Source organism: Lysinibacillus sp. 54212 (genome assembly GCF_036662795.1).
GTDB lineage: Bacteria > Bacillota > Bacilli > Bacillales_A > Planococcaceae > Lysinibacillus_B.
The window spans coordinates 17866-40019 of the sequence record NZ_JBAFWZ010000026.1; the positions used below are offsets into that span (position 1 = coordinate 17866).

Here is a 22154-nt window from a genome sequence, read left to right on the forward strand (position 1 = left end):
ATAATAAGCAAGATAGTTTCATAAAGGTGGTGCCATTGGATGAAGAGTCCTTTTTCACGTTTTTTCGGAGGCGGAGTAAAGTCTGAGCCAGAAGTAAAAAGTGAAGTAGAAGCGGTAAATACAGCGGCAGAAGAAGTAGTGAAAATTCCAATTGAAAATATCATTCCTAACCGTTACCAACCTCGAACTGTTTTTGATGACGAAAAGATTGAAGAGTTATCTAGAACAATTCATACACACGGTGTGATTCAGCCGATAGTTGTGCGTCCGAGTGAGGGTGGTGACGGAACGTATGAAATCATTGCAGGTGAACGCAGATACCGTGCAATGAAAAAATTAGAATGGACAGAAGTGCCAGCAATTGTCCGTGTATTAAGCGATAAAGAAACGGCTTCTATTGCATTAATTGAAAACCTTCAGCGTGAAGAGTTAACTGCAATAGAGGAAGCTTTAGCGTATCAGCAATTGCTTGAGCTTCATTCACTGACACAGGAAGCGCTTGCTCAGCGTCTAGGAAAAGGGCAGTCTACAGTGGCCAATAAACTACGTTTACTGAAGCTACCCCAATTTGTACAAGAAGCTATTTTAAAGCGTGAAATAACGGAGCGACATGCACGAGCGTTAATCGCTATTAAGGACGAGCAGCTTCAAATGCAACTAATCGCAGCAGTCTTGGAATATGATTGGAATGTTCGACAGCTTGAGGAGCAAATCCAGCTGCTGTTGCATCCAGAAGAGGATGAGACTCCTGAGAAGACGGCACGACCTAAGCGTAAAGCGATTAGTAAGGATGTACGGATCGCGTTGAATACAATTAAGCAGTCACTATCGATGGTAAGCAAAAGTGGTATAAAGTTAAAAACGGAAGAAGAAGATACTGAAGAGTATTATCAAATCACTGTGAAAATCCCGAAAAAAAAATAACACTCTCTCCCGAATAACGCTATATTCGGGAGTTTTTATTTGCCGATAATAAGCGGGGAATATTATTTGATGAATATTTTGACGATTCTATGGAGTTTTTTGTTAGAATGATAAGTAATTAGTTTAGAGAATTCTGTGTTTCAAAGATAGCTATTTAACAAAAATGAAAATCGAGTTACAGCAGTAACGAATTTGAATGTTGAAAGCAGGTGCACAAATGGGAAGAACTATTGCAATCGCTAACCAAAAGGGTGGCGTAGGGAAAACGACTACAGCTGTAAATTTAAGTGCTTGTCTAGCTTATTTAGGAAAGAAAACATTGTTTATTGACATTGATCCACAGGGAAATGCATCAAGTGGAATTGGTATTAATAAAGGGGATGTAGACAGCTGTATATATGATGTGTTAATTGAAGAGGAAGATGTAATATCTGTGATTCAGCAGACAAAAGTTGAAAATTTATATATAGTGCCCGCTACAATTTCTTTAGCAGGTGCTGAAATTGAACTTGTATCAACAATATCCCGTGAAGTGCGCCTAAAAAAGGCTTTGCAGGATGTGAAGCCTATGTATGATTATATTATTATTGATTGTCCGCCTTCACTGGGGCTTTTAACGATTAATGCATTAACTGCCTCTGATGCAGTAATTATTCCAGTACAATGTGAGTATTATGCGCTTGAAGGGCTCAGTCAGTTACTATCAACTGTTCGCCTTGTGCAAAAACATTTGAATAAGGAATTAAGAATCGATGGTGTATTGCTAACGATGCTTGATGCAAGAACAAATTTAGGACTACAAGTAATTGAAGAAGTAAAGAAATATTTTCAAGATAAAGTATACAAATCAATTATCCCGCGAAATGTTCGCCTAAGCGAGGCACCAAGTCACGGTGAACCAATTATTTTATATGATGCAAAATCACGTGGATCGGAAAATTATCTAGAGCTTGCAAGGGAAGTGATCAAAAATGGCTAAAGGATTAGGAAAAGGAATCGGAGCGTTTTTTCCGGAAGAAACGTTACATAAAGACAATGAAATCGAAAGTGTATCTGTAAGTCAACTTGTCGTAAATCCATTCCAACCAAGGAAAATTTTTAATGATGATGTGTTAGAGGAGCTTGCTCAGTCGATTAAAGAGCATGGAATTATTCAGCCAATTGTTGTGCGAAAAAAGGGCAAGAAATATGAAATTGTTGTTGGTGAACGACGTTTCCGCGCGGCTAAATTGGCAGGTTTAAATGAAATACCTGCTATTGTGAAAGAAATGACTGAACAGCAAATGATGGAGGTTGCAATTCTAGAAAACCTACAACGGGAGGATTTAACCCCGATTGAAGAAGCCGAGGCATACAGTAGCTTAATCGAAAAATTAGATTTTACACAGGAAGATTTAGCGAAGCGTTTAGGAAAGAGCAGACCCCATATTGCCAATCATATTCGCTTATTACAGCTGCCAGAAGAAGTACGTTCATTAGTGAATAATGGTCAGCTCTCTATGGGACATGGTCGTGCTCTTCTAGGGCTAAAAAATAAGCGCCGAATTCCAGATGTGGCTCAAAAGGTATTACATCAATCTCTAAATGTCCGTCAGCTTGAGACGCTTGTGCAAAATATAAACGAATATGTTTCACGTGAAACGGAAAAGGCCGTTAATAAGGATGTGTTCGTAGTGGCCACTGAAACACAGTTACGTGATTACTTCGGTACGAATGTCCAAATTAAAAAGCAAAAGGACAAAGGGAAAATTGAAATTGAGTTTTATTCAGAGGAAGATTTAGAGCGTATTTTAGAAATTCTGAATGTAGAATTAGATTAATTTAAATGCGCCCTGTAAAGGTGTTCTATTTTAAAGAGTGTCTAAGCATTCGCGCTGCACGTTCGAGGTCGCGTTCTGTTCTCACGGGTGAAAGTAGAGGAGCGTGTACTTTCGCTTCGGGCTCGCAAGCAGCTGTCGCGTGCAAAAGGGCTCTTTTCTTAATAGCTAAAAATATAGTATTTGTATAGAAAAACATCATCCCGTCCTTCTTTTAGGGCGAGAGGTGTTTTTCTACTTGTTAAGGAGCAGCGAGATGGTTTTATTAGGTTCATTTTTAAATGCTTTGTTTATTATCATTGGTGCTTTAATTGGTCGTGTATTTCAACATATTCCTGAAAAAACAAAGGAAACAGCTCTATCGATTATTGGGCTAGCTGTTGCCGTACTAGGAATTCAAATGGGGTTTAAAAGCGAGAATTTTGTAATCGTTATTATTAGCCTAGTAATGGGAGCAATAGTTGGAGAATGGCTTGATTTAGATACATTGTTTAACCGCTTCGGACTCTGGGTCGAATCAATTTTAAATAAAGGGAAGGCGAAAGGGGCTGGCAACGGTCAAATTGCAGAGGGCTTCGTGACAGCATCCCTTATTTTTGTTATTGGATCTATGGCTATAATCGGTGCGCTTGATAGTGGACTTAGAAATGATCATGATGTACTGATTACAAAGGGGATTATTGACGGATTTACGTCCATTATTTTAGCATCTACCCTAGGATTAGGTGTACTGTTATCAGCATTCCCTGTTTTTATTTATCAAGGTGGAATTACACTTTTTGCTGGTATCATCAGTTCCTATATTCCAGAAGAGGCACTCAATATGTTTATTAGAGAAATGACTGCTACTGGTGGGGTTATGATTATGGCTATTGGTCTAAATATAGCTGGGCTAACGAAAATTCGAGTAGCCAATTTGCTGCCGGCTATTTTGATTGTAGGGATTATCGTTGCTATATTGTTTGTTTTTTAATAAATATCGTTGCCATGATAAGGTTAGCGCACGTGCGATTGTATTACTGATACAATTCGTGACATGCAATCGTGTATTTTGAAGTACCATCGTTTCCATAAAGCCACCAACGTTGACGACGCCCTTGATGGATAAATCGCCGATTGGTGGTAGTTCTTTTTTTACAGCACGTCCGGGATAGAGAGCCCCATCCTTCACAATGATTGTCCCAACTGACTGTTCTTCACCGAGACAGGCATCGATGGCAACGATAAAAGGACGGGGATTTTGTGTTTCAAGTTCAACTTGTGTTTCAAGTAAATTTAATGCATGAACGGGTTTTTCAAGCGTTCCTAGAACCGGAAATGGAAAAGCATAATCAGTTAACAACTGACTGCCAACTAGTGGTCCAAGTGCATCACCCGTAGACCGATCAGTACCGATACAACAAAATGTTAGCTGTGGAAGATGAAATGGAATATGCTGCAAGAAAATTTCACTTAGTTGCCAAACGGCACCGGATTTTTCATAATGGATAGCATAATGCAAATAAGAGGGTTGTTGCATAAAATGACCTCACTTTCAAATTTGAATGGGTTGTTCATGTTTCATTTAGGTATCCTTTATATTTAGGCAGTATATTCAAAATGTTAGATTGTTATACAAGAGGTGGAAAATTTGGAAATTACACAAGCGAATGAAGAAACTAAAGAGTTAAAAGGCTTCGAAAAAATGATGCAAAATCTATGGGATTTTGTAACGGATCCAGATTTATGGGATTTTATTATGATTGCTTTCATAAAAATTATCGCGATTTTTATTATTTCTTATTTGGTCGTAGCTATTGGAAAAAAGGTGATAGCCAATATTTTTACGTTACGCATTAAATCTCCATTAAATCATTCAGAGCGTCGTCAAAAAACAATACTAAAGCTATTGCAAAGTGTACTTTCGTATTTAGTTTATTTTTCAGCTATTATAGGGAGTTTGTCTGTTTTAGATATCAATGTAGCTGGTTTATTAGCTGGGGCTGGGATTGCAGGTCTAGCGATTGGTTTTGGTGCACAAAGTTTAGTAAAAGATGTGATTACAGGTTTTTTCATTATTTTCGAGGATCAGTTTGGTGTTGGTGATTATATTCGGGTAAATATAGCGGAAGGAACCGTTGTGGAAATTGGGCTACGTACAACAAAAATTAAGGGAATTACAGGAGAACAGTTTATTATTCCAAATGGCTCTATCACGGATGTTATTAACTATTCTATTAATAACTCTAAAGCGATGATCGATATGCAGCTCGCTTTTGATGCAGATATTGAAAAAGCAGAAAAAGTGATTAATGAATATTTAAAAACATTACCTGAAATTCACCCGGAATTAGCTTCACCGCCTACTTTTCTAGGTGTGCAAAATATTGCCGGAACCGAGGTAACGATTCGTATTATGGCAGAAACATTGCCGCTCCAGCAGTATGCAGTAGCGCGTACGATTCGTAGAGATGTAAAGGATATATTAGAGAAAAATGGTATTCCGATTCCGTATCCGAAAATGATGCTATATGATCGAGTTATGGGAAGAGAAGTTGAAGGAGGACAATAAGATGGAGCCGAAGCAATTTGAATTACAGGATGTTGTAGAGATGAAAAAGCAGCATCCTTGTGGAACAAATGCATGGAAAATTATTCGAGTAGGTGCCGATATTCGCATTAAATGTGAAGGTTGCGGGCATAGTGTAATGATCCCTCGCCGTGAATTTGAAAAGAAAATGAAAAAAGTTATAAGGAAAGCAAGTGATGCGTAAGTTTCATGCATATTAGACTTTTCTCTAGCGAATCAATATAATAGATAAGGTTATTGAAGAGAAAAAATTGAACTGAACATAGAAAGGTTGTGTCTATTCATGGCATTAACAGCTGGTATTGTAGGCTTACCGAACGTAGGGAAATCTACTTTATTTAACGCAATTACAAAGGCAGGAGCTCTAGCGGCAAACTATCCATTCGCAACAATCGATCCGAATGTGGGCATTGTAGAAGTGCCAGATGCGCGTCTCCAAAAGTTAACGGAGCTTGTAACACCGAAGAAAACTGTCCCAACGTCATTTGAATTCACAGATATCGCCGGGATTGTTAAAGGAGCTTCTCAAGGGGAAGGTCTAGGAAATAAATTCCTTTCACATATTCGTGAAGTAGATGCGATTTGTCAGGTGGTTCGTTGTTTTGAAGACGAAAATATTACGCATGTATCGGGTACAGTAAATCCGATTGATGATATTGAAGTAATCAATTTAGAATTAATTTTGGCTGACTTAGAGTCTGTTGATAAACGCCTTCAAAAGGTAAGTAAAATGGCGAAACAAAAGGATAAAGAGGCATTAATCGAAGAGCCTATCTTAACAAAAATTAAAGATGCATTAGAATCTGATCAACCAGCTCGTTCAGTAGAGCTTTCAGATGATGAATTAAAAGTAATTAAAGGTCTACATCTTTTAACAATTAAGCCAATGCTTTATGTAGCGAACGTATCAGAAGACGAGGTAGCTGATGCAGATAATAATAAATATGTACAAATTGTGCGTGAATTTGCAGCAAAAGAAGGCTCTCATGTAATTACGATTTGTGCAAAAGTGGAAGAAGAAATTTCAGAGCTTGATGATGAAGAAAAGGCGATGTTCTTAGAGGAGTTAGGTATTAAAGAGTCTGGTTTAGATCAATTAATCCGTGCTTCTTACGATCTACTTGGTTTAGCTACTTATTTCACTGCAGGTGTACAAGAAGTACGTGCTTGGACGTTCCGTAAAGGGATGAAAGCGCCACAATGTGCAGGTGTTATCCACTCTGATTTCGAGCGCGGCTTTATTCGCGCAGAGACAGTTGCGTATGATGACTTAGTAGAAGCTGGTTCACACGCAGCAGCAAAAGAGGCAGGAAAAGTACGCTCAGAAGGTAAAGAATACATCGTTCAAGACGGCGACGTTATGTTATTCCGCTTTAACGTTTAATTGAAAAACGAGACTACTACGTAAGTAGCGGTCTCGTTTTTATTTATGATGATGCAACTTTTTCCTCGCTAATCGTAAACATAAAGCTTTGGCTCTTTCGGATCATCTTGTACCTTTGCGTGCTTCGAAAATTTTCGAAGTTCCTTATACATTGCAATATCGCCTACAGCACCTGCTATTAAAAATGCACCAACGAGTATGACTGTATTATTATTGAGCCAAAATCCGATAAAGGTTGGGATGACACCAGTAACCCAAAATGGGAGTAAAAGCGCTTTTTTCATTGCATAGTTTGGAAGAGGCTGAGAGGTTGTTGCATAAGCCATCCCTTTTTCGAAATCAACGCCGTATGATAGTGAACGAAATGGAGTCTTTCCAAATAGGACAAAGCCAAGTAAATGACATGCCTCATGTAAAATAATCAGGACTACATATAAAACGACAAAGAAAATAACATTCCATATAATGGAACTGGCGGAAATGTGAATGGATTGTGGCTGCAAAAATAAATTAAGTAAGAGTAAGCCGATGCTTAAACCAATTGTCCATAGGATATTTTGCTTGGCAATTTTTTTAATGTCTAATTGGATTATGTGGGGTTGCATTATCTTTTCCTCCCTTTACTTTGTAATGTTATTTGAATAGTGACGTACTTTGACAGCAGAACTATAGGAAAATCCTTTAGTAGTTAATGTATTAAAAAACCAATCGTAACATCATTAAATGTAAAGAAGAAACTTGCTATTGTGAAGCTATATGGTAAAATAAGAACATAAGTTCCTTTTTAAAAAATACACGAACCTATATATTAAACTTGAATGTAAATATTAGTTATGTTACAATTCATTGATGTGAGTAATACTAGTTACTTACTCCTTGCTCCCTGTTCGACAGGAGAGCCCAAGTCCATAAGGAGGTGCAAAAGTAGATGAGAAAGTATGAATTAATGTACATCGTTCGCCCGAACATTGAAGAAGAAGCGAAGAAAGCTTTAGTAGAGCGTTTCAACGAAATCTTAACTTCAAACGGTGCTGAAATCATCGAAGCTAAAGATTGGGGTAAACGCCGCTTAGCTTACGAAATCAACGACTTCCGCGAAGGTTTCTACCAAATCGTGAAAGTAAACGCTGGTTCTCAAGCAATCGATGAGTACACTCGTTTAGCTAACATTAGCGAAGACATTATCCGTCATATCGCTGTTCGTGAAGAAGCAAAATAATTTTTAAACAAAATGCTGAAAAGGAGGTTGAATACTAATGATTAACCGTGTCGTAATTGTTGGAAGACTTACGAAGGATCCTGAGCTTCGTTATACACCGAGTGGAATTCCGATGGCTCGATTTACAGTTGCTGTAAATCGTACATTCTCGAATCAACAAGGCGAAAAGGAAGCTGACTTCATTGGTTGTATTGCTTGGCGAAAGCAAGCTGAAAACTTAGCAAATTTCATGAAAAAGGGAAGTTTGATTGGAGTTGAAGGCCGTATTCAAACAGGCAGCTTTGAAGGACAAGACGGGAAGCGTGTATATACTACGGATGTTGTTGCAGATTCAGTGCAGTTCTTAGAGCCGCGCAATGGTGGCAATGCTGCTCCGCAAGGTATGTCAACTAATCAATACGGTGGTGGACAAGGTTATGGTGGCGGTCAGCCGGCATATAATAATCCGCCTGCACCGCAGTTTGGTGGCGCTCCTGCACAGGATTCGTTTGGTTCATATCAACAAAATCAACCACCTCAGAATCAGCAAAATTATACACGTATGGATGAAGATCCGTTTGCAAATAGCAAGGGACCAATCGAAGTTTCTGAAGACGATTTACCGTTCTAAGAACTGTTCATCCAAAAATAATTAAAGGAGGACACCGATAATGGCACCACGTCGCGGAGGCCGCAAACGCCGTAAAGTTTGCTACTTCACTTCTAACAACATTACGCACATCGACTACAAAGATGTAGATCTTTTAAAGAAATTCATCTCTGAGCGCGGTAAAATTTTACCACGTCGCGTAACTGGCACAAGTGCAAAGTACCAACGTAAATTAACTTCTGCAATTAAAGTATCACGTATCATGGCTTTACTTCCATTCGTAGCAGAAGAGAAATAAGATGAGATCAAGTAGGCAAAGTTGAACATTCAACTCTGTCTACTTTTTTTTATTGGCAAAAGGCAAGCGTTTGTTCTATTTCGTTTTTTGTTTGCCGAATAAAAAAATGGTACAATAGATAGGTGAAAAGTTTTTTGATTTGAAAAAAGGAAGGTTTTCCATGCCGAATAATCGAACGAAAGCAATGGTACAAGGAGCAATAATACTTGGTATTTTTCTAATCCTACTTGTACTTGCTTTTTATGTACCATTAGTAAATTTAATAGCGTTTGTATTTGCACCACTGCCAATAGCTTGGTACAGTGCGACATATAAACGACAGCAAGCCATTTCCCTGTCACTACTTGCCGTATTCGCCAGCGTGCTAGTAGGTAATATTAGTATTTTGCCAATAGCGTTTGTCCTTGCTGTTATTGGTTTTGTGATTGGTGATGCGCTTCGTTTAAGAAAAAGTAAAGTATATTTACTATTATCAACAGGCTTAGCGTTATTGCTGACGTTAGCCATGCTGTTTTTAGTGTTAACACGTTTGTTAAACATCGACGTTAATGATGAAGGATTGAAAGTTTCACGTGAAACGTATGAGGAGTATATAGATAAATCGCCACAATTAATGGGACAGGAAGTACCAAAAGAACAGATGCTTCAAGTGTTTGATGCCATGCAATTATCGGTACCTGCAGCCATTACGATTTCGGTATTTATACTGGCAGTGATCATCATTGAGGTAAATTTACCTGTGTTAAAACGACTTCAAATACCTGTGCCAAAATATCCGCCGTTTAGTGAATTACGTTTACCACGGGCTGTACTTTGGTATTATTTAATTGTTTTATCAATTAATTTATTCTTTCCACCAGAAATAGGAACAACGCTATTTGTAATTGTCCTAAATATGTCGATCGTGCTCTGGGTGCTTTTAACCTTACAAGGAATTTCGTTCATTCATTATTGCATCGATGCATTCAGCTATCCGCGATTTTTAAAAGTGATCGCAACCATACTAGCCATCCCACTATATTCATTCATCATCCTATTAGGGATTATAGATTTAGGCTTTAACTTACGAGAGTTCATTAAAGGGAAGAGTCAAAAATAAGGAGCTGATTTTAGATGGGGATTTTCAGGAAACGTCCAATCCGATATCCACTATTGCTATTAACGTGTTTAGCAATTATTACAGCCTCTTTACTCATCTCTTGGAATATTTGGATTGGCTTGTTGTATACCGTTGTTAGCATAGCTACTCTGTATTATGGATGGAAAGTTGAAAGAACTACGTATATAGAAACAGAAAAACATATTAGCACACTTTCATTCCGAATGAAAAAAGTTGGCGAAGAAGCTTTTTTACAAATGCCATTTGGTATTTTGCTCGTGAATGATCAATATATAATTGAGTGGGCTAATCCTTATATGCTGCAATTAATGGATGCAGGGAGCTTAATGGGTGAAGAATTATTTAGTTTATCTGAAGGTTTGTTCAGTCTAGTTAAGCCTGAGGAAAAAAAGGAGCTAACGGTAACGATAAGAGATAGGAAGTACCGTGTGTATTATAAGCCCGAAGAAAAACTACTCTATTTCTTTGATATAACAGAGCAGGTAGAAATCGAGACACAGTATTTTGCAGATCGTACGGTACTCGCCATACTGTTTATTGATAACTATGATGAGCTTACTCAAGCGATGGATGACCAAGCAAGAAGCATTACTAATACGTCTGTAACTTCAATCGTAAATGAATGGGCTGCAGAGAATGGGATTTTTGTGAAACGGATATCATCTGATCGTTTTTTAGCTGTATTAAATGAGTCCATTCTTGCCCAGCTGGAGCAAAGGAAGTTTTCGATTTTAGATGATATTCGTGAGAAAACGCTACAAAAAAATCTCTCATTAACATTAAGTATCGGGGTTGGTGCAGGCTCACCATCCTTAACAGAGCTAGGCGAATTAGCACAATCGAGTCTTGATTTAGTATTGGGACGAGGTGGAGACCAAGTAGCGATAAAGCAGCCTGATGGAAAACTCCGCTTCTATGGTGGAAAGACCAACCCAGTAGAAAAACGGACGCGTGTAAGAGCGCGTGTCATTTCACATGCTTTACGTGACTTAATTCAAGATAGTGACCAAGTATTTGTGATGGGACATAAAAATCCAGATATGGACTCTATCGGTGCTGCAATTGGTGTACGTAAAATGGCAGAAATGAATAAGGTAGAAGGCTATGTTGTATTAAACTTCAATGAGTTAAACGGCAGTGTAAGTCGTTTAATGGAGGAAATAGAGGGCAAATCGGATTTTGCCGATCGCTTTATAACTCCGGATGAAGTGCTTTCAAAAATGACACATAAATCGCTTTTAGTTATTGTTGATACACATAAGCCAAGCTTAGTGATCGATGACCGTCTATTTAATAAAACGGATAAGGTGGTTGTGATTGACCATCATCGTCGCGGAGAGGAATTTATTTCGAATCCAACCCTTGTTTATATGGAGCCGTATGCCTCATCAACGGCAGAGCTTGTAACAGAATTATTAGAGTATCAGCCGAAACATACAAAAATTACGATGCTTGAAGCAACCGCGCTCCTTTCAGGTATCATTGTAGATACGAAAAGCTTTACACTTCGTACAGGGGCACGGACATTTGAGGCAGCCTCTTATTTGCGTACGAATGGGGCAGATACTATTCTTGTTCAGCGGTTATTGAAGGAAGATGTTGATACGTATATTGAGCGTTCAAAGCTGGTACAGACAGTGCGCTTTCTACGACCAGGGCTTGCCATTGCACATGGCGAGGATAACCGCGTTTATGATTCGGTTCTTATTGCACAAACAGCCGATATTTTACTAACGATGAAGGATGTATCGGCATCATTTGTCATTGCACATCGCCAGGATGGTTTAATTGGGATTAGTGCCCGTTCACTAGGGGATATCAATGTACAGCTTATTATGGAAAAGTTAGGCGGTGGAGGGCATTTAACAAATGCAGCAACACAAATGGAAGCCAACTCCATAGATGAGGTAAAACAATATTTAACGAATGCTATTATTGAAATACTAGAAGGGAGTAACGAGCAATGAAAGTAGTATTTTTAAAAGATGTAAAGGGTAAAGGGAAAAAGGGAGAAGTTAAAAACGTAGCAGATGGTTACGCACAAAACTTCCTTATTAAAAATGGCTATGCAGTAGAAGCAAATAATCAAGCAATGAGCCAGCTTGAGGGTCAAAAGAAGCTAGAGGAAAAAAATGCAGCGGCTGAACTACAAGCAGCGAAGGATTTAAAAGAGAAAATTGAACAATTAACAGTAGAGCTTAAAGCAAAATCAGGTGATGGAGGTCGTTTATTTGGATCTGTATCAACAAAGCAAATTGCAGAGGAGCTACAAAAGAAACACGGCATAAAAATTGATAAACGTAAAATGGAATGCAATGATGGTATCCGTGCATTAGGATACACAAACGTACCAGTTAAGCTTCACCAAGAGGTTAAAGCAACACTAAAAGTACATGTAATTGCAGAATAAGGAGCGACAACTATGAGCGAATCCATGATGGACCGCGTTCCGCCGCATAACCATGAAGCAGAGCAATCGGTTATCGGTGCTATTTTCCTTGAGCCACAAGCACTCATTACAGCGTCTGAAATTTTAATGCCAGAGGATTTCTATCGTACTGCCCATCAAAAGATTTTCCAGACGATGCTTATTTTAAGTGATCAAGGAAAAGCGATAGATGTTGTTACAGTCACAGAGGAGCTTTCGGCTAAAAAGGAGCTTGAGGATGTAGGTGGACTTTCCTATTTATCTGAGCTAGCAAACGCAGTACCAACTGCAGCAAATATTGCACACTATGCAAAAATCGTTGAGGAAAAAGCACTTCTAAGACGACTAATCCGTGTAGCAACTAAAATTGTAGAGGATGGCTATACACGTGAGGATGAAGTAGAGGCACTTTTATCAGAAGCTGAAAAGAAGATGATGGAAGTCGCAAATCGCAAAAATGCAGGGGACTTCAAGCACGTTAAGGATGTACTTGTACAAACGTACGATAATATTGAACAGCTGCAAACACGTGAAGGTGATGTAACCGGGATTCCGACAGGTTTCCGCGATTTAGACCGTATTACAGCCGGATTTCAGCGAAATGATTTAATCATTGTTGCGGCACGTCCATCTGTAGGGAAAACTGCCTTTGCACTAAACGTGGCGCAAAGTGTAGCGGTACAAGCTCGGGAAAATGTAGCAATCTTCTCCCTAGAGATGGGTGCAGATCAGCTTGTCATGCGTATGCTTTGTGCAGAAGGAAATATTGACGCACAGGTGTTACGTACAGGGGCACTAACAACAGAGGACTGGGGTAAGTTAACGATGGCAATGGGGAGCCTATCCAATTCAGGTATCTTTATTGATGATACTCCAGGGGTGCGTATTAATGAAATTCGTGCAAAATGCCGTCGCCTTGCACAAGAACAAGGTCTTGGGATGATTTTAATTGACTATTTACAATTAATTCAAGGTAGCGGTAAACCAGGAGAGAATCGTCAGCAAGAAGTATCAGAAATTTCCCGTTCACTAAAAGGGCTAGCCCGTGAGTTGAAGGTACCTGTTATCGCCTTATCTCAGCTTTCTCGTGGGGTAGAGCAACGACAAGATAAGCGACCAATGATGAGTGACTTACGTGAGTCTGGAAGTATTGAGCAGGATGCTGACATCGTCGCGTTCCTTTACCGTGATGACTATTATGATAAAGAATCTGAAAGTAAAAATATGATTGAAATCATCCTTGCTAAACAACGTAACGGTCCCACAGGTACAGTTACATTAGCCTTTAAGAAAGAATTTAACAAGTTTCTTAATGTTGATTGGTCACAGCATGAACCACCACCATCACGAGAATAATAAATTCATATAAACACGAACAATTAGAATTGGTAGCGGATTCTTTGTTCGTGTTTTTCGCTTTAATAGGTTGACTTTCTCTTTATAGGATTGATACAATTATTCTGCTTTATAAAATGGACGGATAATTTGGAGGTGCTGTTATGTCATCAATTGTTGTTGTAGGTACACAATGGGGAGACGAAGGGAAAGGTAAAATTACGGACTTCCTATCGAAAAAAGCAGATATTATTGCTCGTTTTGCAGGAGGCGATAATGCAGGTCATACTATTAAGTTTGAAGGCGAAACGTATAAGCTACACCTAATTCCATCAGGCATATTTTACAAAGACAAAATTTCTGTAATTGGGAATGGTCTAGTAGTAAATCCAAAATCTTTAGTAACAGAGCTCAAGGGCTTACAGGATCGCGGTATTGATACGTCAAATTTACGTATTTCAAATCGTGCACATGTGGTTTTACCGTATCATATACATCAAGATAAGGTAGAAGAAGAGGCTCGTGGAGAGAATAAAATAGGTACGACATGTAAAGGGATTGGCCCTTGTTATCAAGATAAGGTAGGGCGAATCGGTATTCGTATGGCAGATCTTTTAGATAAGGAGATTTTTGAAGAAAAATTACGCGCTAATTTAGAGCAAAAAAATCGTTTATTTGAAAAGTATTATGAAGTGGATGGCTTACTATTTGAAGATATTTTCGAGGAGTATTATGAATATGGTCAAGAGCTAGCCCATTATGTACAGGATACGTCCAAAATTTTAAATGATATTTTAGATGAAGGTGGTCGCGTATTATTTGAAGGTGCGCAAGGGATTATGCTGGATGTGGATCAAGGAACGTATCCATTCGTTACCTCATCGAACCCAGTAGCAGGTGGTGTTGCCATTGGTGCTGGTGTAGGGCCAAACAAAGTGTCCCGTGTCGTTGGTGTATGTAAAGCGTATACTTCACGTGTAGGTGATGGGCCGTTCCCAACTGAGTTACACGATGAAATTGGTCATCAAATACGTGAGGTAGGACGAGAATACGGAACAACAACAGGTCGCCCACGTCGTGTAGGCTGGTTTGATTCAGTTGTTGTACGTCACGCTCGTCGTGTATCAGGTATTACAGATTTAGCTTTAAACTCAATTGATGTATTATCAGGATTAAAAACTGTAAAAATTTGCACAGCTTATGATTATCATGGGGAAGTTATTACAGAATACCCAGCAAACCTTCACATTATTGAAGGGTGTAAGCCAATATATGAAGAGCTTCCAGGTTGGGATGAGGATGTTACAGAAGTACGTACGTTAGAGGAATTACCTGAGAATGCTCGTAACTATGTAGAGCGTGTTCAAGAATTAACGGGCATTAATCTAATGACTTTCTCAGTTGGACCAGCTCGTGAACAAACAAATGTAGTGAATTCTATTTGGGAGTAATACGGTATAAACGTGTGTGACTAATCTAATACGTAAATAACACCATTTTCTTTTAGAGATGGTGTTTTTTTACGCTGAAACGGTTTACGAGAAGACGATAACTATCTGCTGCTATTAAATCTCTTTACTATCTATTAATTGAAAATCAGAATAAGTATATTTCATAATTCGTTTTGCCGTGGAAAAACGAACACTTAAGAGGAGCAGAAGGCATCGCAAATAGCGAAATGATGCGACTAATAGTACTTGTTAGCTTTGCCTTATTTGTATTTGTGTATGGAATTATAAACTATAAAATTGATTTAAATTTCAAAAAATAGAAAAAATATGTATAAAATTCATGGTTTTTGAATATAAACTTTAAAAATAGATTATATTATCCGATTTCATTTACTATATTTGGTACTACATTCGACACTTTATTAGTAAATAATACAATTACATTACAAAACTCAATATTTGTTCAATCAAATTTTTAATTATGATACATTATAGAAGTGTGATTTTTCACATAAAAAAAATCCTATGTAAATTTATAGGATAGATTTTGGAAGGGGCTTTATCATGAGTTCGAAAGGAAATGCAAAAGTAGGCTATACAAAGAGTCTTATAAAACGTCATAAAGCAAAAGGTATTAAAGCAGCGTTTATTGCGATTTTACTATCAAGCGTTACGTTCAACTTAGCTTTCGCAAAAGAAACAGAAGATAAAGAAGAATTTAGTAAGGTTTACCATATATATAATGGTGAAGAATATATTGGAGCAGTGTCGGATCAAGAAGCTGTTCAACAATTATTAGGCGAAAAAGCGCAAGAGGCATCTCATAAGTATACAGATTTTACAGTTGATGTTGGATCCCAAGTAAAAGTAATTCCTGAGCAAGTATTCACAGTAGCTGTAAATAATGAAGAGACATTAGCTAAACTCAATGATACTTTAGTGGTTGAAGCGGCAGCACACGCTCTTGTAATTAATGAAAAACCAGTAGCATATTTAAAAAATGAAGCAGATTATGCAGAGACGATGAATCTATTGAAGCTTAAGTATGTTACCCAACAAGAATTAGATGCATTAAATGCGAGTAATACTACTGAACAAGCACCGCTTTCAGAAAATAATCAAACTCGTATTGTCGAAATCTCTTTAGCAGAAGAAGTTTCAGGAGAAGCAACGTCTATTAATCCAGATCAAATTATTACGCCAGCGCAGGCTGTAGAATTATTACAAACAGGTGCGCTAGAAAAGCAAGTGTATAAAGTTCAGGAAGGCGATGTATTAGGGTCTATTGCAAAGGCACATGGTCTAAAATTAGCCCAACTACTAGCATTAAACCCAAGTATTACAGAAACGACTGTATTAAAAATCGGTCAAGAAATTAATGTGACAGTTAATAAACCTTTAGTAACGGTTAGTGTCGTTAAAGAAGCATTCCGTGTTGAGGAAATTCCATTCCAAAAGATTACGCAAAAAGATGAATCAATGATGAAAGGCGAATCTAAGGTTACACAAGAAGGGAAAAACGGTCAGCGTGAGAAGCTTCATAAAATTACGACTATCAACGGTAAAGTAACGGATGATGAAGTAATAAGTGAAGTTATAACAGCAGAACCAGTAGATAATATTGAAGTAGTAGGAACAAAGGTAATACTATCACATGGGACAGGCTCATTTGCATGGCCAGCTGTTGGTGGATATATTTCAAGTAAAGTAGGTTCACGTTGGGGTAGACATCACAATGGAATCGATATTGCGCGTCCATCTGATTACACAATTAAAGCAACAGATAATGGTGTTGTCACATTTGCTGGATATGACGGTACTTTTGGTAATAAGGTTGTCATAAATCATAATAATGGTTATGAAACAATTTATGCACATCTTTCCTCTATTTCAGTTTCAGTAGGACAAGTAGTTGGTCAAGGTGCTAAACTTGGTGTAATGGGCTCAACTGGCCGTTCAACGGGTGTACATTTACACTTTGAAGTGTATAAAAATGGTTCATTGATAAACCCATTATCAGTATTGAATTAGTGCTATGAGGCAGTCCATATTTCGGGCTGCCCTTTTTTTATTTTTCTTTTTCAAATCAACTATAAAGTGAAGGTTTTTGCAGCCATTTAAAACTAGCAGATTATTATTTCCCACGAAATAATTTGGGCCTATTCGAGTTTAATGCATCTGAAGTCAAAGCATGTTAGAGTAAAAGATAGATGGATAAATCAATAAATAATGAAACTTAATTGCGAAAGGAAGATTTATATATGAATAAAACAATTTTAGTTGTGGATGATGAAAAGCCAATCGCAGATATTATACAATTTAACTTGATTAAAGAAGGATACAATGTGATATGTGCCTATGATGGAGATGAGGCACTTGAAAAAATAGAGGAACAGCAGCCGGATTTAATGCTATTAGATATTATGTTACCAAAGCGGGACGGTATGGAAGTTTGTCGAGAAGTACGAAAAAAGTATGATTTCCCTATTATTATGCTAACTGCCAAAGGGTCTGAAATTGATAAAGTATTAGGACTTGAGATGGGTGCAGACGATTATGTAACAAAACCTTTCAGCACACGTGAGTTGATTGCACGTGTAAAAGCCAATATGCGTCGATTAAATGTTGCAGCACAGGCGGAGGAAGCAATCGAGGAGACAAATAATATTGTTGTTGGTTCTTTAACAATTCAACCCGATGCTTATCTTGTGTTAAAGCGAGAAGAATCGATTGAGTTAACACACCGTGAATTTGAACTTTTACATTATTTAGCAAAGCATATTGGCCAAGTAATGACACGTGAGCACCTTCTGCAAACGGTATGGGGCTATGATTATTTTGGAGATGTCCGTACAGTAGATGTAACGATTCGTCGTTTACGTGAAAAAATAGAAGATAACCCGAGTCATCCAACTTGGATTGTGACAAGACGTGGTGTGGGGTATTACTTACGAAATCCTGAACAGGAGTAAAAGTACATGCAGAAAGTAAGCTTTTTTAAATCAATTCATGTAAAGCTTGTATTAATTTATATTTTATTAATTATTATTGCACTTCAAATCATCGGGCTTTATTTTTCTAAGAAGCTTGAAGAAAACTTAAAGGATAATTTCCAAAGTTCAATAACACAAAGTATGGATCTCGTACAATTTAGTATACGAGAGGAAATCTTAAAGGAACGGGATGATACGACATCACTTGAAACGAGCTTAAATGTTATTTTAAGTGAGTTTGCTACAGGTGAAGGTGCTATAAATGAAATTCGAGTAATTGATAAGCGAAACCGTGTACTTGCTACATCTGATTCGAGCAATCGTTCCATTATTGGACAAAAATCACCTGATGATATTGTACAAAAGGCCATGACTTCTGGCTATTATGAAAAGATTAAAATTGATGAGCAAACGCGTAATCGTGTCTGGCTATATGCAAAACCAATTGTAGATACGACAGGTCCTAATACAGAAATAATAGGGGCAATCTATATTGAAGCAGATATTGAGCAAGTGTTTAAGCAACTAAAGGATATTAACAGTATTTTTGCAGTTGGTACGGCGATGTCGCTTTTCATCACAATCATTCTGGGTATACTAATTGCCCGTACTATTACTCGCCCCATCTCGGATATGCGTAGACAAGCACAGGCTATGGCGAAAGGTAATTTTTCGAGAAAAGTACGCGTATATGGCACGGATGAAATCGGGCAGCTAGCGATTGCGTTTAATCATATGACGAATCGTCTACAGGAGGCTCAGTCAACAACAGAAGCAGAGCGTCGAAAGCTAGCATCTGTTTTAAGTAATATGACGGATGGTGTTATAGCAACAGATCGTAAAGGTCGAATTATTTTAATCAATGAGCCAGCACTCAGTCAGTTACATGTTACACGTGAAACAACGCTAAATCGCCCCATTGCATCAGTTTTGGGAATAGAGCAGGATTACAGCTTTGAGGATTTAATTCATTTGAAGGAAGCGGTCAATTTAAACTTTAGTACAGCAGACACACCTTATATTTTACGTGCGAATTTTTCTGTTATTCAAAAGGAAACGGGGTTTGTTAACGGGCTTATTACTGTGCTCCATGATATTACCGAGCAAGAAAAAATTGATATGGAGCGTCGGGAATTCGTTGCCAACGTTTCGCATGAGCTTCGTACACCACTAACTACGATGCGGAGCTATTTAGAGGCATTAGCTGATGGGGCCTGGCAGGATGAGAATATTGCACCGCAGTTTCTAAATGTGACACAAACAGAAACGGAGCGCATGATTCGTCTTGTGAATGATTTACTCCAATTATCAAAAATGGATAGTCAGGAATATGTGTTAAATACCGACTACGTTGAATTTAATAAATTTTTTGGTCGCATTATTGACCGATTTGAAATGTCTAAGTCACAAAATGTATCGTTTATTCGTCTATTGCCTGAGACAAGTTATTTTGTCGATATTGACACTGACAAACTTACACAGGTAATCGATAATATCATATCGAATGCACTGAAATATTCACCAGACGGTGGAAACATTCGCTTTGGCTTCACTGTGCATGCCAATATGTTAAAAGTAATGATTTCAGATGATGGAATGGGCATTCCAAAAGAAAATGTCGGCCGCATTTTTGATCGTTTTTATCGTGTCGACCGTGCACGAGCGCGATCAATGGGTGGAACGGGCTTAGGACTAGCGATTGCACGTGAAATGATTGAAGCACATGGGGGTAAGATTTGGGCTGAAAGTGAGGAAGGAATGGGCACAACAGTTTTCTTCACATTACCTTATGAGCTAGATGAAGCGGAGGATTGGGAATGAAATATATAGAGCCAATCAAATCGATTGTTTTATTGTTTCTTGTCCTATTAAGTATTTATTTGACTTTTTTAATTTGGAGTTATCGACCAGATTATAAACCAATTGAAGAACCTCAAATCGAACAAATAACAATTGGTGAGCAAAAGCACATTCAATCCGTATTGAAGCCATACAGAATGTTATTTAGATATGAAGATAAGTATACTGGGACGGTTTCATTAGAAGAGATTAATAGAATGATGTCGCTTTTATCTGAGGTGCAGGCAGAGGATCTGAATATTGAAAATACAAATTTACCTGTTTCAAAAGTCAATGAAATGACTCGGACAAATGAAAGAATGACGATGTTCTTTAAAACAGAAATTCCTATTAAAGCGTTTAGCAACGTGCTCACATTCAATGATACGGAGCTACCGGAGGCAACATTCAATCGCCTAATTATCGATTGGAGTGACGTTGAAGCTTCAAAAAGAGCACAAGTATTATTTGTTAGTTTGGGAAATGAAACAGTATATCGAACAGATATAACGATAAGAGATACGGCTAAGTTTAAAGAAATATTTTTAGAGCAACCCGCAAAGTATGTTGCCTATCAGGAAGTAGAACGAAGGAATGTATTCTCACTTTATGTAGCTGAGCATCAGCAAGCTGTAATGCAATACACATATTTAATTGAAGATAGTTCACATGAGCCATTTAAAGAGTTATTATTTCAAGATCCGGGGCTTGTTGAGAAAACAATAGAAGATTCATTTGTAAAATATACTGATTGGATGTCATTAATTACTTTCGATGAACATGCAAAAACAATGTACTATGTTAATCCGGTAGCAGAAAGTTTTGTCCCAATTTCAAGGTCGGATCTAGTACTCTACACGTATGATTTTATAAATGATCATGGAGGCTTTACAGCAGATTACCGCTTAACGGCAATGAACGTAAGAAAGCATGTAACGGAATATCAGATGTATATACAAGGACTACCTGTTTATAGCAGCACATCGACTTCAACACGTATTTCGACGACTTGGGGAGAAAATCAAATATTCAGTTACCGCCGGCCGCATTACACATTAGATAATGCAATTTATGAAACGTCCGTTGATGTGGTGCCGGGCACAGATATTATAAAGCAGCTTAAAAATCATCCAAAAATAGACTACGAAAAAATCGATGATATTGTACTAGGCTATTATTTAGATTATTCGAGAGAAGATCTTATGCAAAATACAAAGCTATTTGTTTTACAGCCTAGCTGGTTTGCAATTAGTGGGAATCAATGGACGCGAATAATGACAGAAGGAAATGAGGTGTATGGATATGGATTGGAATAAAACGAAATCTATATTCATTGCCGTATTTTTAATATTAAATGCATTTCTCTATTATCAATATTTAAGTAGTTATCAGGAGGATCAAAATAGGGAATATTTAACGAAAAATTCGATTGAAATGCTCCTCAAGGAAGATAATATAACCTTTGATTCTTTACCTAATGCAGTAGAAAATCTTCCATACATTTCTGCAAATGTTAAGAGCTACTCATATGGCGAATTACCAAAGAAAAATAACCTACAATATAATATTATAGGTGATAATGAGCTAATCGCTACTTTTAATGAGCCAATAAAAATTCAGGATACAGCTTCACCGGCTATTTTCAAAGAATTTTTGAATCGATATGTGTATGAGGGTGCGGCATTTGAGCTTTGGGAAATTGATGAGGAAGCAAGAACAGCGATTTTTTTCCAACGTGTAAATGATCATACACTCTACTACAATATTAATGCAAATGGTTACGGGTATGTTAAAATTTATTGGAATACAGATGACGAGGTCATTATGTATGAGCAGACAATGCTAGAAAATATTAAACCGTCTAAGAAAAAGGAAAATATAGATCAGCCGCTGCAAATATTACAGACATTATATGCAAATGATTTACTGAAAACCAATGATAAAATAACATCGATGAAGTTAGGCTATTCAACGCTTGTACAAATCACTCAAACACAAGTATTTGCCCCTACTTGGGAAGTGCGTATAAAATCGGTTGACGGTATTGAGGAGCAATACTTTGTAGTTGATGGTAAAGTAATCGATATGAAGCAGGAATTACAAAAAGAGGAAGATCCAATAGAAAATCAATTGAACAACGATCGAATTGACGATCAAATAGAAGAACCAGTAGAGGAATAGGGAGTTT

22 protein-coding genes are annotated in these 22154 nt (G+C 37.7%); 20 read left to right on the forward strand and 2 right to left on the reverse strand.

Annotated features, from left to right (window positions below; translation table 11 throughout):
* Positions 1–39 precede the first annotated feature (39 nt).
* The 4 genes from noc (at position 40) to V4T18_RS15185 (ending at position 3714) form a co-directional block, all read left to right on the forward strand.
* The gene (noc, locus tag V4T18_RS15170) at positions 40–924 is read left to right on the forward strand and encodes a nucleoid occlusion protein (RefSeq protein WP_332650765.1); all 885 of its coding nucleotides are present in this window, start codon (positions 40–42) and stop codon (positions 922–924) included.
* Between the two features lie 217 nt (positions 925–1141).
* A complete protein-coding gene (locus tag V4T18_RS15175) occupies positions 1142–1903 on the forward strand; it encodes a ParA family protein (protein WP_332650836.1) in 762 nt (253 codons plus the stop codon).
* Positions 1896–2744 carry a ParB/RepB/Spo0J family partition protein gene (locus tag V4T18_RS15180; protein WP_332650767.1) on the forward strand — a complete coding sequence of 283 codons (849 nt, stop codon included), beginning with the start codon at positions 1896–1898 and terminating at the stop codon, positions 2742–2744. The genes V4T18_RS15175 and V4T18_RS15180 overlap by 8 nt, the downstream gene beginning before the upstream one ends.
* Before the next feature lie 253 nt (positions 2745–2997).
* Positions 2998–3714, forward strand: coding sequence for a DUF554 domain-containing protein (locus V4T18_RS15185; RefSeq protein WP_332650770.1), 717 nt, complete (start codon positions 2998–3000; stop codon positions 3712–3714).
* Here V4T18_RS15185 and yyaC read toward each other — a convergent pair.
* Positions 3634–4260 carry a spore protease YyaC gene (yyaC, locus tag V4T18_RS15190; protein ID WP_332650773.1) on the reverse strand — a complete coding sequence of 209 codons (627 nt, stop codon included), beginning with the start codon at positions 4258–4260 and terminating at the stop codon, positions 3634–3636. The genes V4T18_RS15185 and yyaC overlap by 81 nt on opposite strands.
* Before the next feature lie 165 nt (positions 4261–4425).
* Here yyaC and V4T18_RS15195 point away from each other — a divergent pair, with 165 nt between their 5' ends.
* The 3 genes from V4T18_RS15195 to ychF all read left to right on the forward strand — a co-directional run bounded on the left by V4T18_RS15195 (position 4426) and on the right by ychF (position 6694).
* On the forward strand, positions 4426–5292 hold the full coding sequence (locus V4T18_RS15195) for a mechanosensitive ion channel family protein (protein WP_332650839.1): 867 nt from the start codon (positions 4426–4428) through the stop codon (positions 5290–5292).
* Position 5293: 1 nt separating this feature from the next.
* Positions 5294–5494, forward strand: a complete 201-nt coding sequence (locus V4T18_RS15200) for a DUF951 domain-containing protein (RefSeq protein WP_332650775.1) — start codon at positions 5294–5296, stop codon at positions 5492–5494.
* Positions 5495–5593: 99 nt separating this feature from the next.
* Positions 5594–6694 (forward strand): redox-regulated ATPase YchF, encoded by a 1101-nt coding sequence (gene ychF, locus V4T18_RS15205; RefSeq protein WP_332650778.1) that lies wholly within the window; start codon positions 5594–5596, stop codon positions 6692–6694.
* Positions 6695–6762: 68 nt separating this feature from the next.
* Here ychF and V4T18_RS15210 read toward each other — a convergent pair whose 3' ends face one another.
* Positions 6763–7299: a DUF3267 domain-containing protein gene (locus V4T18_RS15210; RefSeq protein WP_332650781.1), complete on the reverse strand. Its 537-nt coding sequence runs from the start codon at positions 7297–7299 to the stop codon at positions 6763–6765.
* Between the two features lie 323 nt (positions 7300–7622).
* Here V4T18_RS15210 and rpsF point away from each other — a divergent pair, with 323 nt between their 5' ends.
* The 13 genes from rpsF (at position 7623) to V4T18_RS15275 (ending at position 22147) form a co-directional block, all read left to right on the forward strand.
* A complete protein-coding gene (rpsF, locus tag V4T18_RS15215) occupies positions 7623–7913 on the forward strand; it encodes a 30S ribosomal protein S6 (RefSeq protein WP_332650784.1) in 291 nt (96 codons plus the stop codon).
* Between the two features lie 37 nt (positions 7914–7950).
* Complete coding sequence (ssb, locus tag V4T18_RS15220) at positions 7951–8523, forward strand: single-stranded DNA-binding protein (protein ID WP_332650787.1); 573 nt, start codon at positions 7951–7953, stop codon at positions 8521–8523.
* Positions 8524–8560: 37 nt separating this feature from the next.
* Positions 8561–8800: a 30S ribosomal protein S18 gene (rpsR, locus tag V4T18_RS15225; RefSeq protein WP_172954456.1), complete on the forward strand. Its 240-nt coding sequence runs from the start codon at positions 8561–8563 to the stop codon at positions 8798–8800.
* Between the two features lie 160 nt (positions 8801–8960).
* Entirely contained in the window at positions 8961–9899 is a 939-nt protein-coding gene (locus V4T18_RS15230; RefSeq protein WP_332650790.1) for a YybS family protein, read from the forward strand.
* Positions 9900–9913: 14 nt separating this feature from the next.
* Positions 9914–11887 (forward strand): DHH family phosphoesterase, encoded by a 1974-nt coding sequence (locus tag V4T18_RS15235; protein WP_332650793.1) that lies wholly within the window; start codon positions 9914–9916, stop codon positions 11885–11887.
* Positions 11884–12330 (forward strand): 50S ribosomal protein L9, encoded by a 447-nt coding sequence (gene rplI / locus V4T18_RS15240; protein ID WP_332650796.1) that lies wholly within the window; start codon positions 11884–11886, stop codon positions 12328–12330. Before V4T18_RS15235 ends, rplI begins: the two co-directional genes overlap by 4 nt.
* Before the next feature lie 12 nt (positions 12331–12342).
* Positions 12343–13704: a replicative DNA helicase gene (gene dnaB, locus V4T18_RS15245; protein WP_332650798.1), complete on the forward strand. Its 1362-nt coding sequence runs from the start codon at positions 12343–12345 to the stop codon at positions 13702–13704.
* Positions 13705–13847: 143 nt separating this feature from the next.
* Positions 13848–15134, forward strand: coding sequence for an adenylosuccinate synthase (locus tag V4T18_RS15250; RefSeq protein ID WP_332650801.1), 1287 nt, complete (start codon positions 13848–13850; stop codon positions 15132–15134).
* A gap of 564 nt (positions 15135–15698) precedes the next feature.
* Positions 15699–17165 carry a M23 family metallopeptidase gene (locus tag V4T18_RS15255; protein ID WP_332650804.1) on the forward strand — a complete coding sequence of 489 codons (1467 nt, stop codon included), beginning with the start codon at positions 15699–15701 and terminating at the stop codon, positions 17163–17165.
* Positions 17166–17395: 230 nt separating this feature from the next.
* Positions 17396–18106: a response regulator YycF gene (yycF, locus tag V4T18_RS15260; protein ID WP_332650807.1), complete on the forward strand. Its 711-nt coding sequence runs from the start codon at positions 17396–17398 to the stop codon at positions 18104–18106.
* A 6-nt stretch (positions 18107–18112) separates the two neighbouring features.
* Positions 18113–19948, forward strand: coding sequence for a cell wall metabolism sensor histidine kinase WalK (walK, locus tag V4T18_RS15265; RefSeq protein ID WP_332650810.1), 1836 nt, complete (start codon positions 18113–18115; stop codon positions 19946–19948).
* Entirely contained in the window at positions 19945–21282 is a 1338-nt protein-coding gene (locus V4T18_RS15270) for a YycH family regulatory protein (protein WP_332650813.1), read from the forward strand. Before walK ends, V4T18_RS15270 begins: the two co-directional genes overlap by 4 nt.
* Positions 21269–22147 carry a two-component system regulatory protein YycI gene (locus V4T18_RS15275; protein WP_332650816.1) on the forward strand — a complete coding sequence of 293 codons (879 nt, stop codon included), beginning with the start codon at positions 21269–21271 and terminating at the stop codon, positions 22145–22147. The genes V4T18_RS15270 and V4T18_RS15275 overlap by 14 nt, the downstream gene beginning before the upstream one ends.
* Positions 22148–22154 lie beyond the last annotated feature (7 nt).

What these genes read in the sequence shown, in the direction of transcription:
- V4T18_RS15185 (WP_332650770.1), top strand. Translation starts at nt 2,998, where the DNA reads ATGGTTTTATTAGGTTCATTTTTAAATGCTTTGTTTATTATCATTGGT.
- yyaC (WP_332650773.1), bottom strand. Translation starts at nt 4,260, where the DNA reads ATGCAACAACCCTCTTATTTGCATTATGCTATCCATTATGAAAAATCC.
- ychF (WP_332650778.1), top strand. Translation starts at nt 5,594, where the DNA reads ATGGCATTAACAGCTGGTATTGTAGGCTTACCGAACGTAGGGAAATCT.
- V4T18_RS15275 (WP_332650816.1), top strand. Translation starts at nt 21,269, where the DNA reads ATGGATTGGAATAAAACGAAATCTATATTCATTGCCGTATTTTTAATA.
- rplI (WP_332650796.1), top strand. Translation starts at nt 11,884, where the DNA reads ATGAAAGTAGTATTTTTAAAAGATGTAAAGGGTAAAGGGAAAAAGGGA.
- V4T18_RS15230 (WP_332650790.1), top strand. Translation starts at nt 8,961, where the DNA reads ATGCCGAATAATCGAACGAAAGCAATGGTACAAGGAGCAATAATACTT.
- rpsF (WP_332650784.1), top strand. Translation starts at nt 7,623, where the DNA reads ATGAGAAAGTATGAATTAATGTACATCGTTCGCCCGAACATTGAAGAA.
- walK (WP_332650810.1), top strand. Translation starts at nt 18,113, where the DNA reads ATGCAGAAAGTAAGCTTTTTTAAATCAATTCATGTAAAGCTTGTATTA.
- V4T18_RS15180 (WP_332650767.1), top strand. Translation starts at nt 1,896, where the DNA reads ATGGCTAAAGGATTAGGAAAAGGAATCGGAGCGTTTTTTCCGGAAGAA.
- V4T18_RS15235 (WP_332650793.1), top strand. Translation starts at nt 9,914, where the DNA reads ATGGGGATTTTCAGGAAACGTCCAATCCGATATCCACTATTGCTATTA.
- V4T18_RS15195 (WP_332650839.1), top strand. Translation starts at nt 4,426, where the DNA reads ATGATGCAAAATCTATGGGATTTTGTAACGGATCCAGATTTATGGGAT.
- V4T18_RS15270 (WP_332650813.1), top strand. Translation starts at nt 19,945, where the DNA reads ATGAAATATATAGAGCCAATCAAATCGATTGTTTTATTGTTTCTTGTC.
- V4T18_RS15200 (WP_332650775.1), top strand. Translation starts at nt 5,294, where the DNA reads ATGGAGCCGAAGCAATTTGAATTACAGGATGTTGTAGAGATGAAAAAG.
- yycF (WP_332650807.1), top strand. Translation starts at nt 17,396, where the DNA reads ATGAATAAAACAATTTTAGTTGTGGATGATGAAAAGCCAATCGCAGAT.
- V4T18_RS15255 (WP_332650804.1), top strand. Translation starts at nt 15,699, where the DNA reads ATGAGTTCGAAAGGAAATGCAAAAGTAGGCTATACAAAGAGTCTTATA.
- dnaB (WP_332650798.1), top strand. Translation starts at nt 12,343, where the DNA reads ATGAGCGAATCCATGATGGACCGCGTTCCGCCGCATAACCATGAAGCA.
- ssb (WP_332650787.1), top strand. Translation starts at nt 7,951, where the DNA reads ATGATTAACCGTGTCGTAATTGTTGGAAGACTTACGAAGGATCCTGAG.
- noc (WP_332650765.1), top strand. Translation starts at nt 40, where the DNA reads ATGAAGAGTCCTTTTTCACGTTTTTTCGGAGGCGGAGTAAAGTCTGAG.
- V4T18_RS15250 (WP_332650801.1), top strand. Translation starts at nt 13,848, where the DNA reads ATGTCATCAATTGTTGTTGTAGGTACACAATGGGGAGACGAAGGGAAA.
- V4T18_RS15210 (WP_332650781.1), bottom strand. Translation starts at nt 7,299, where the DNA reads ATGCAACCCCACATAATCCAATTAGACATTAAAAAAATTGCCAAGCAA.
- V4T18_RS15175 (WP_332650836.1), top strand. Translation starts at nt 1,142, where the DNA reads ATGGGAAGAACTATTGCAATCGCTAACCAAAAGGGTGGCGTAGGGAAA.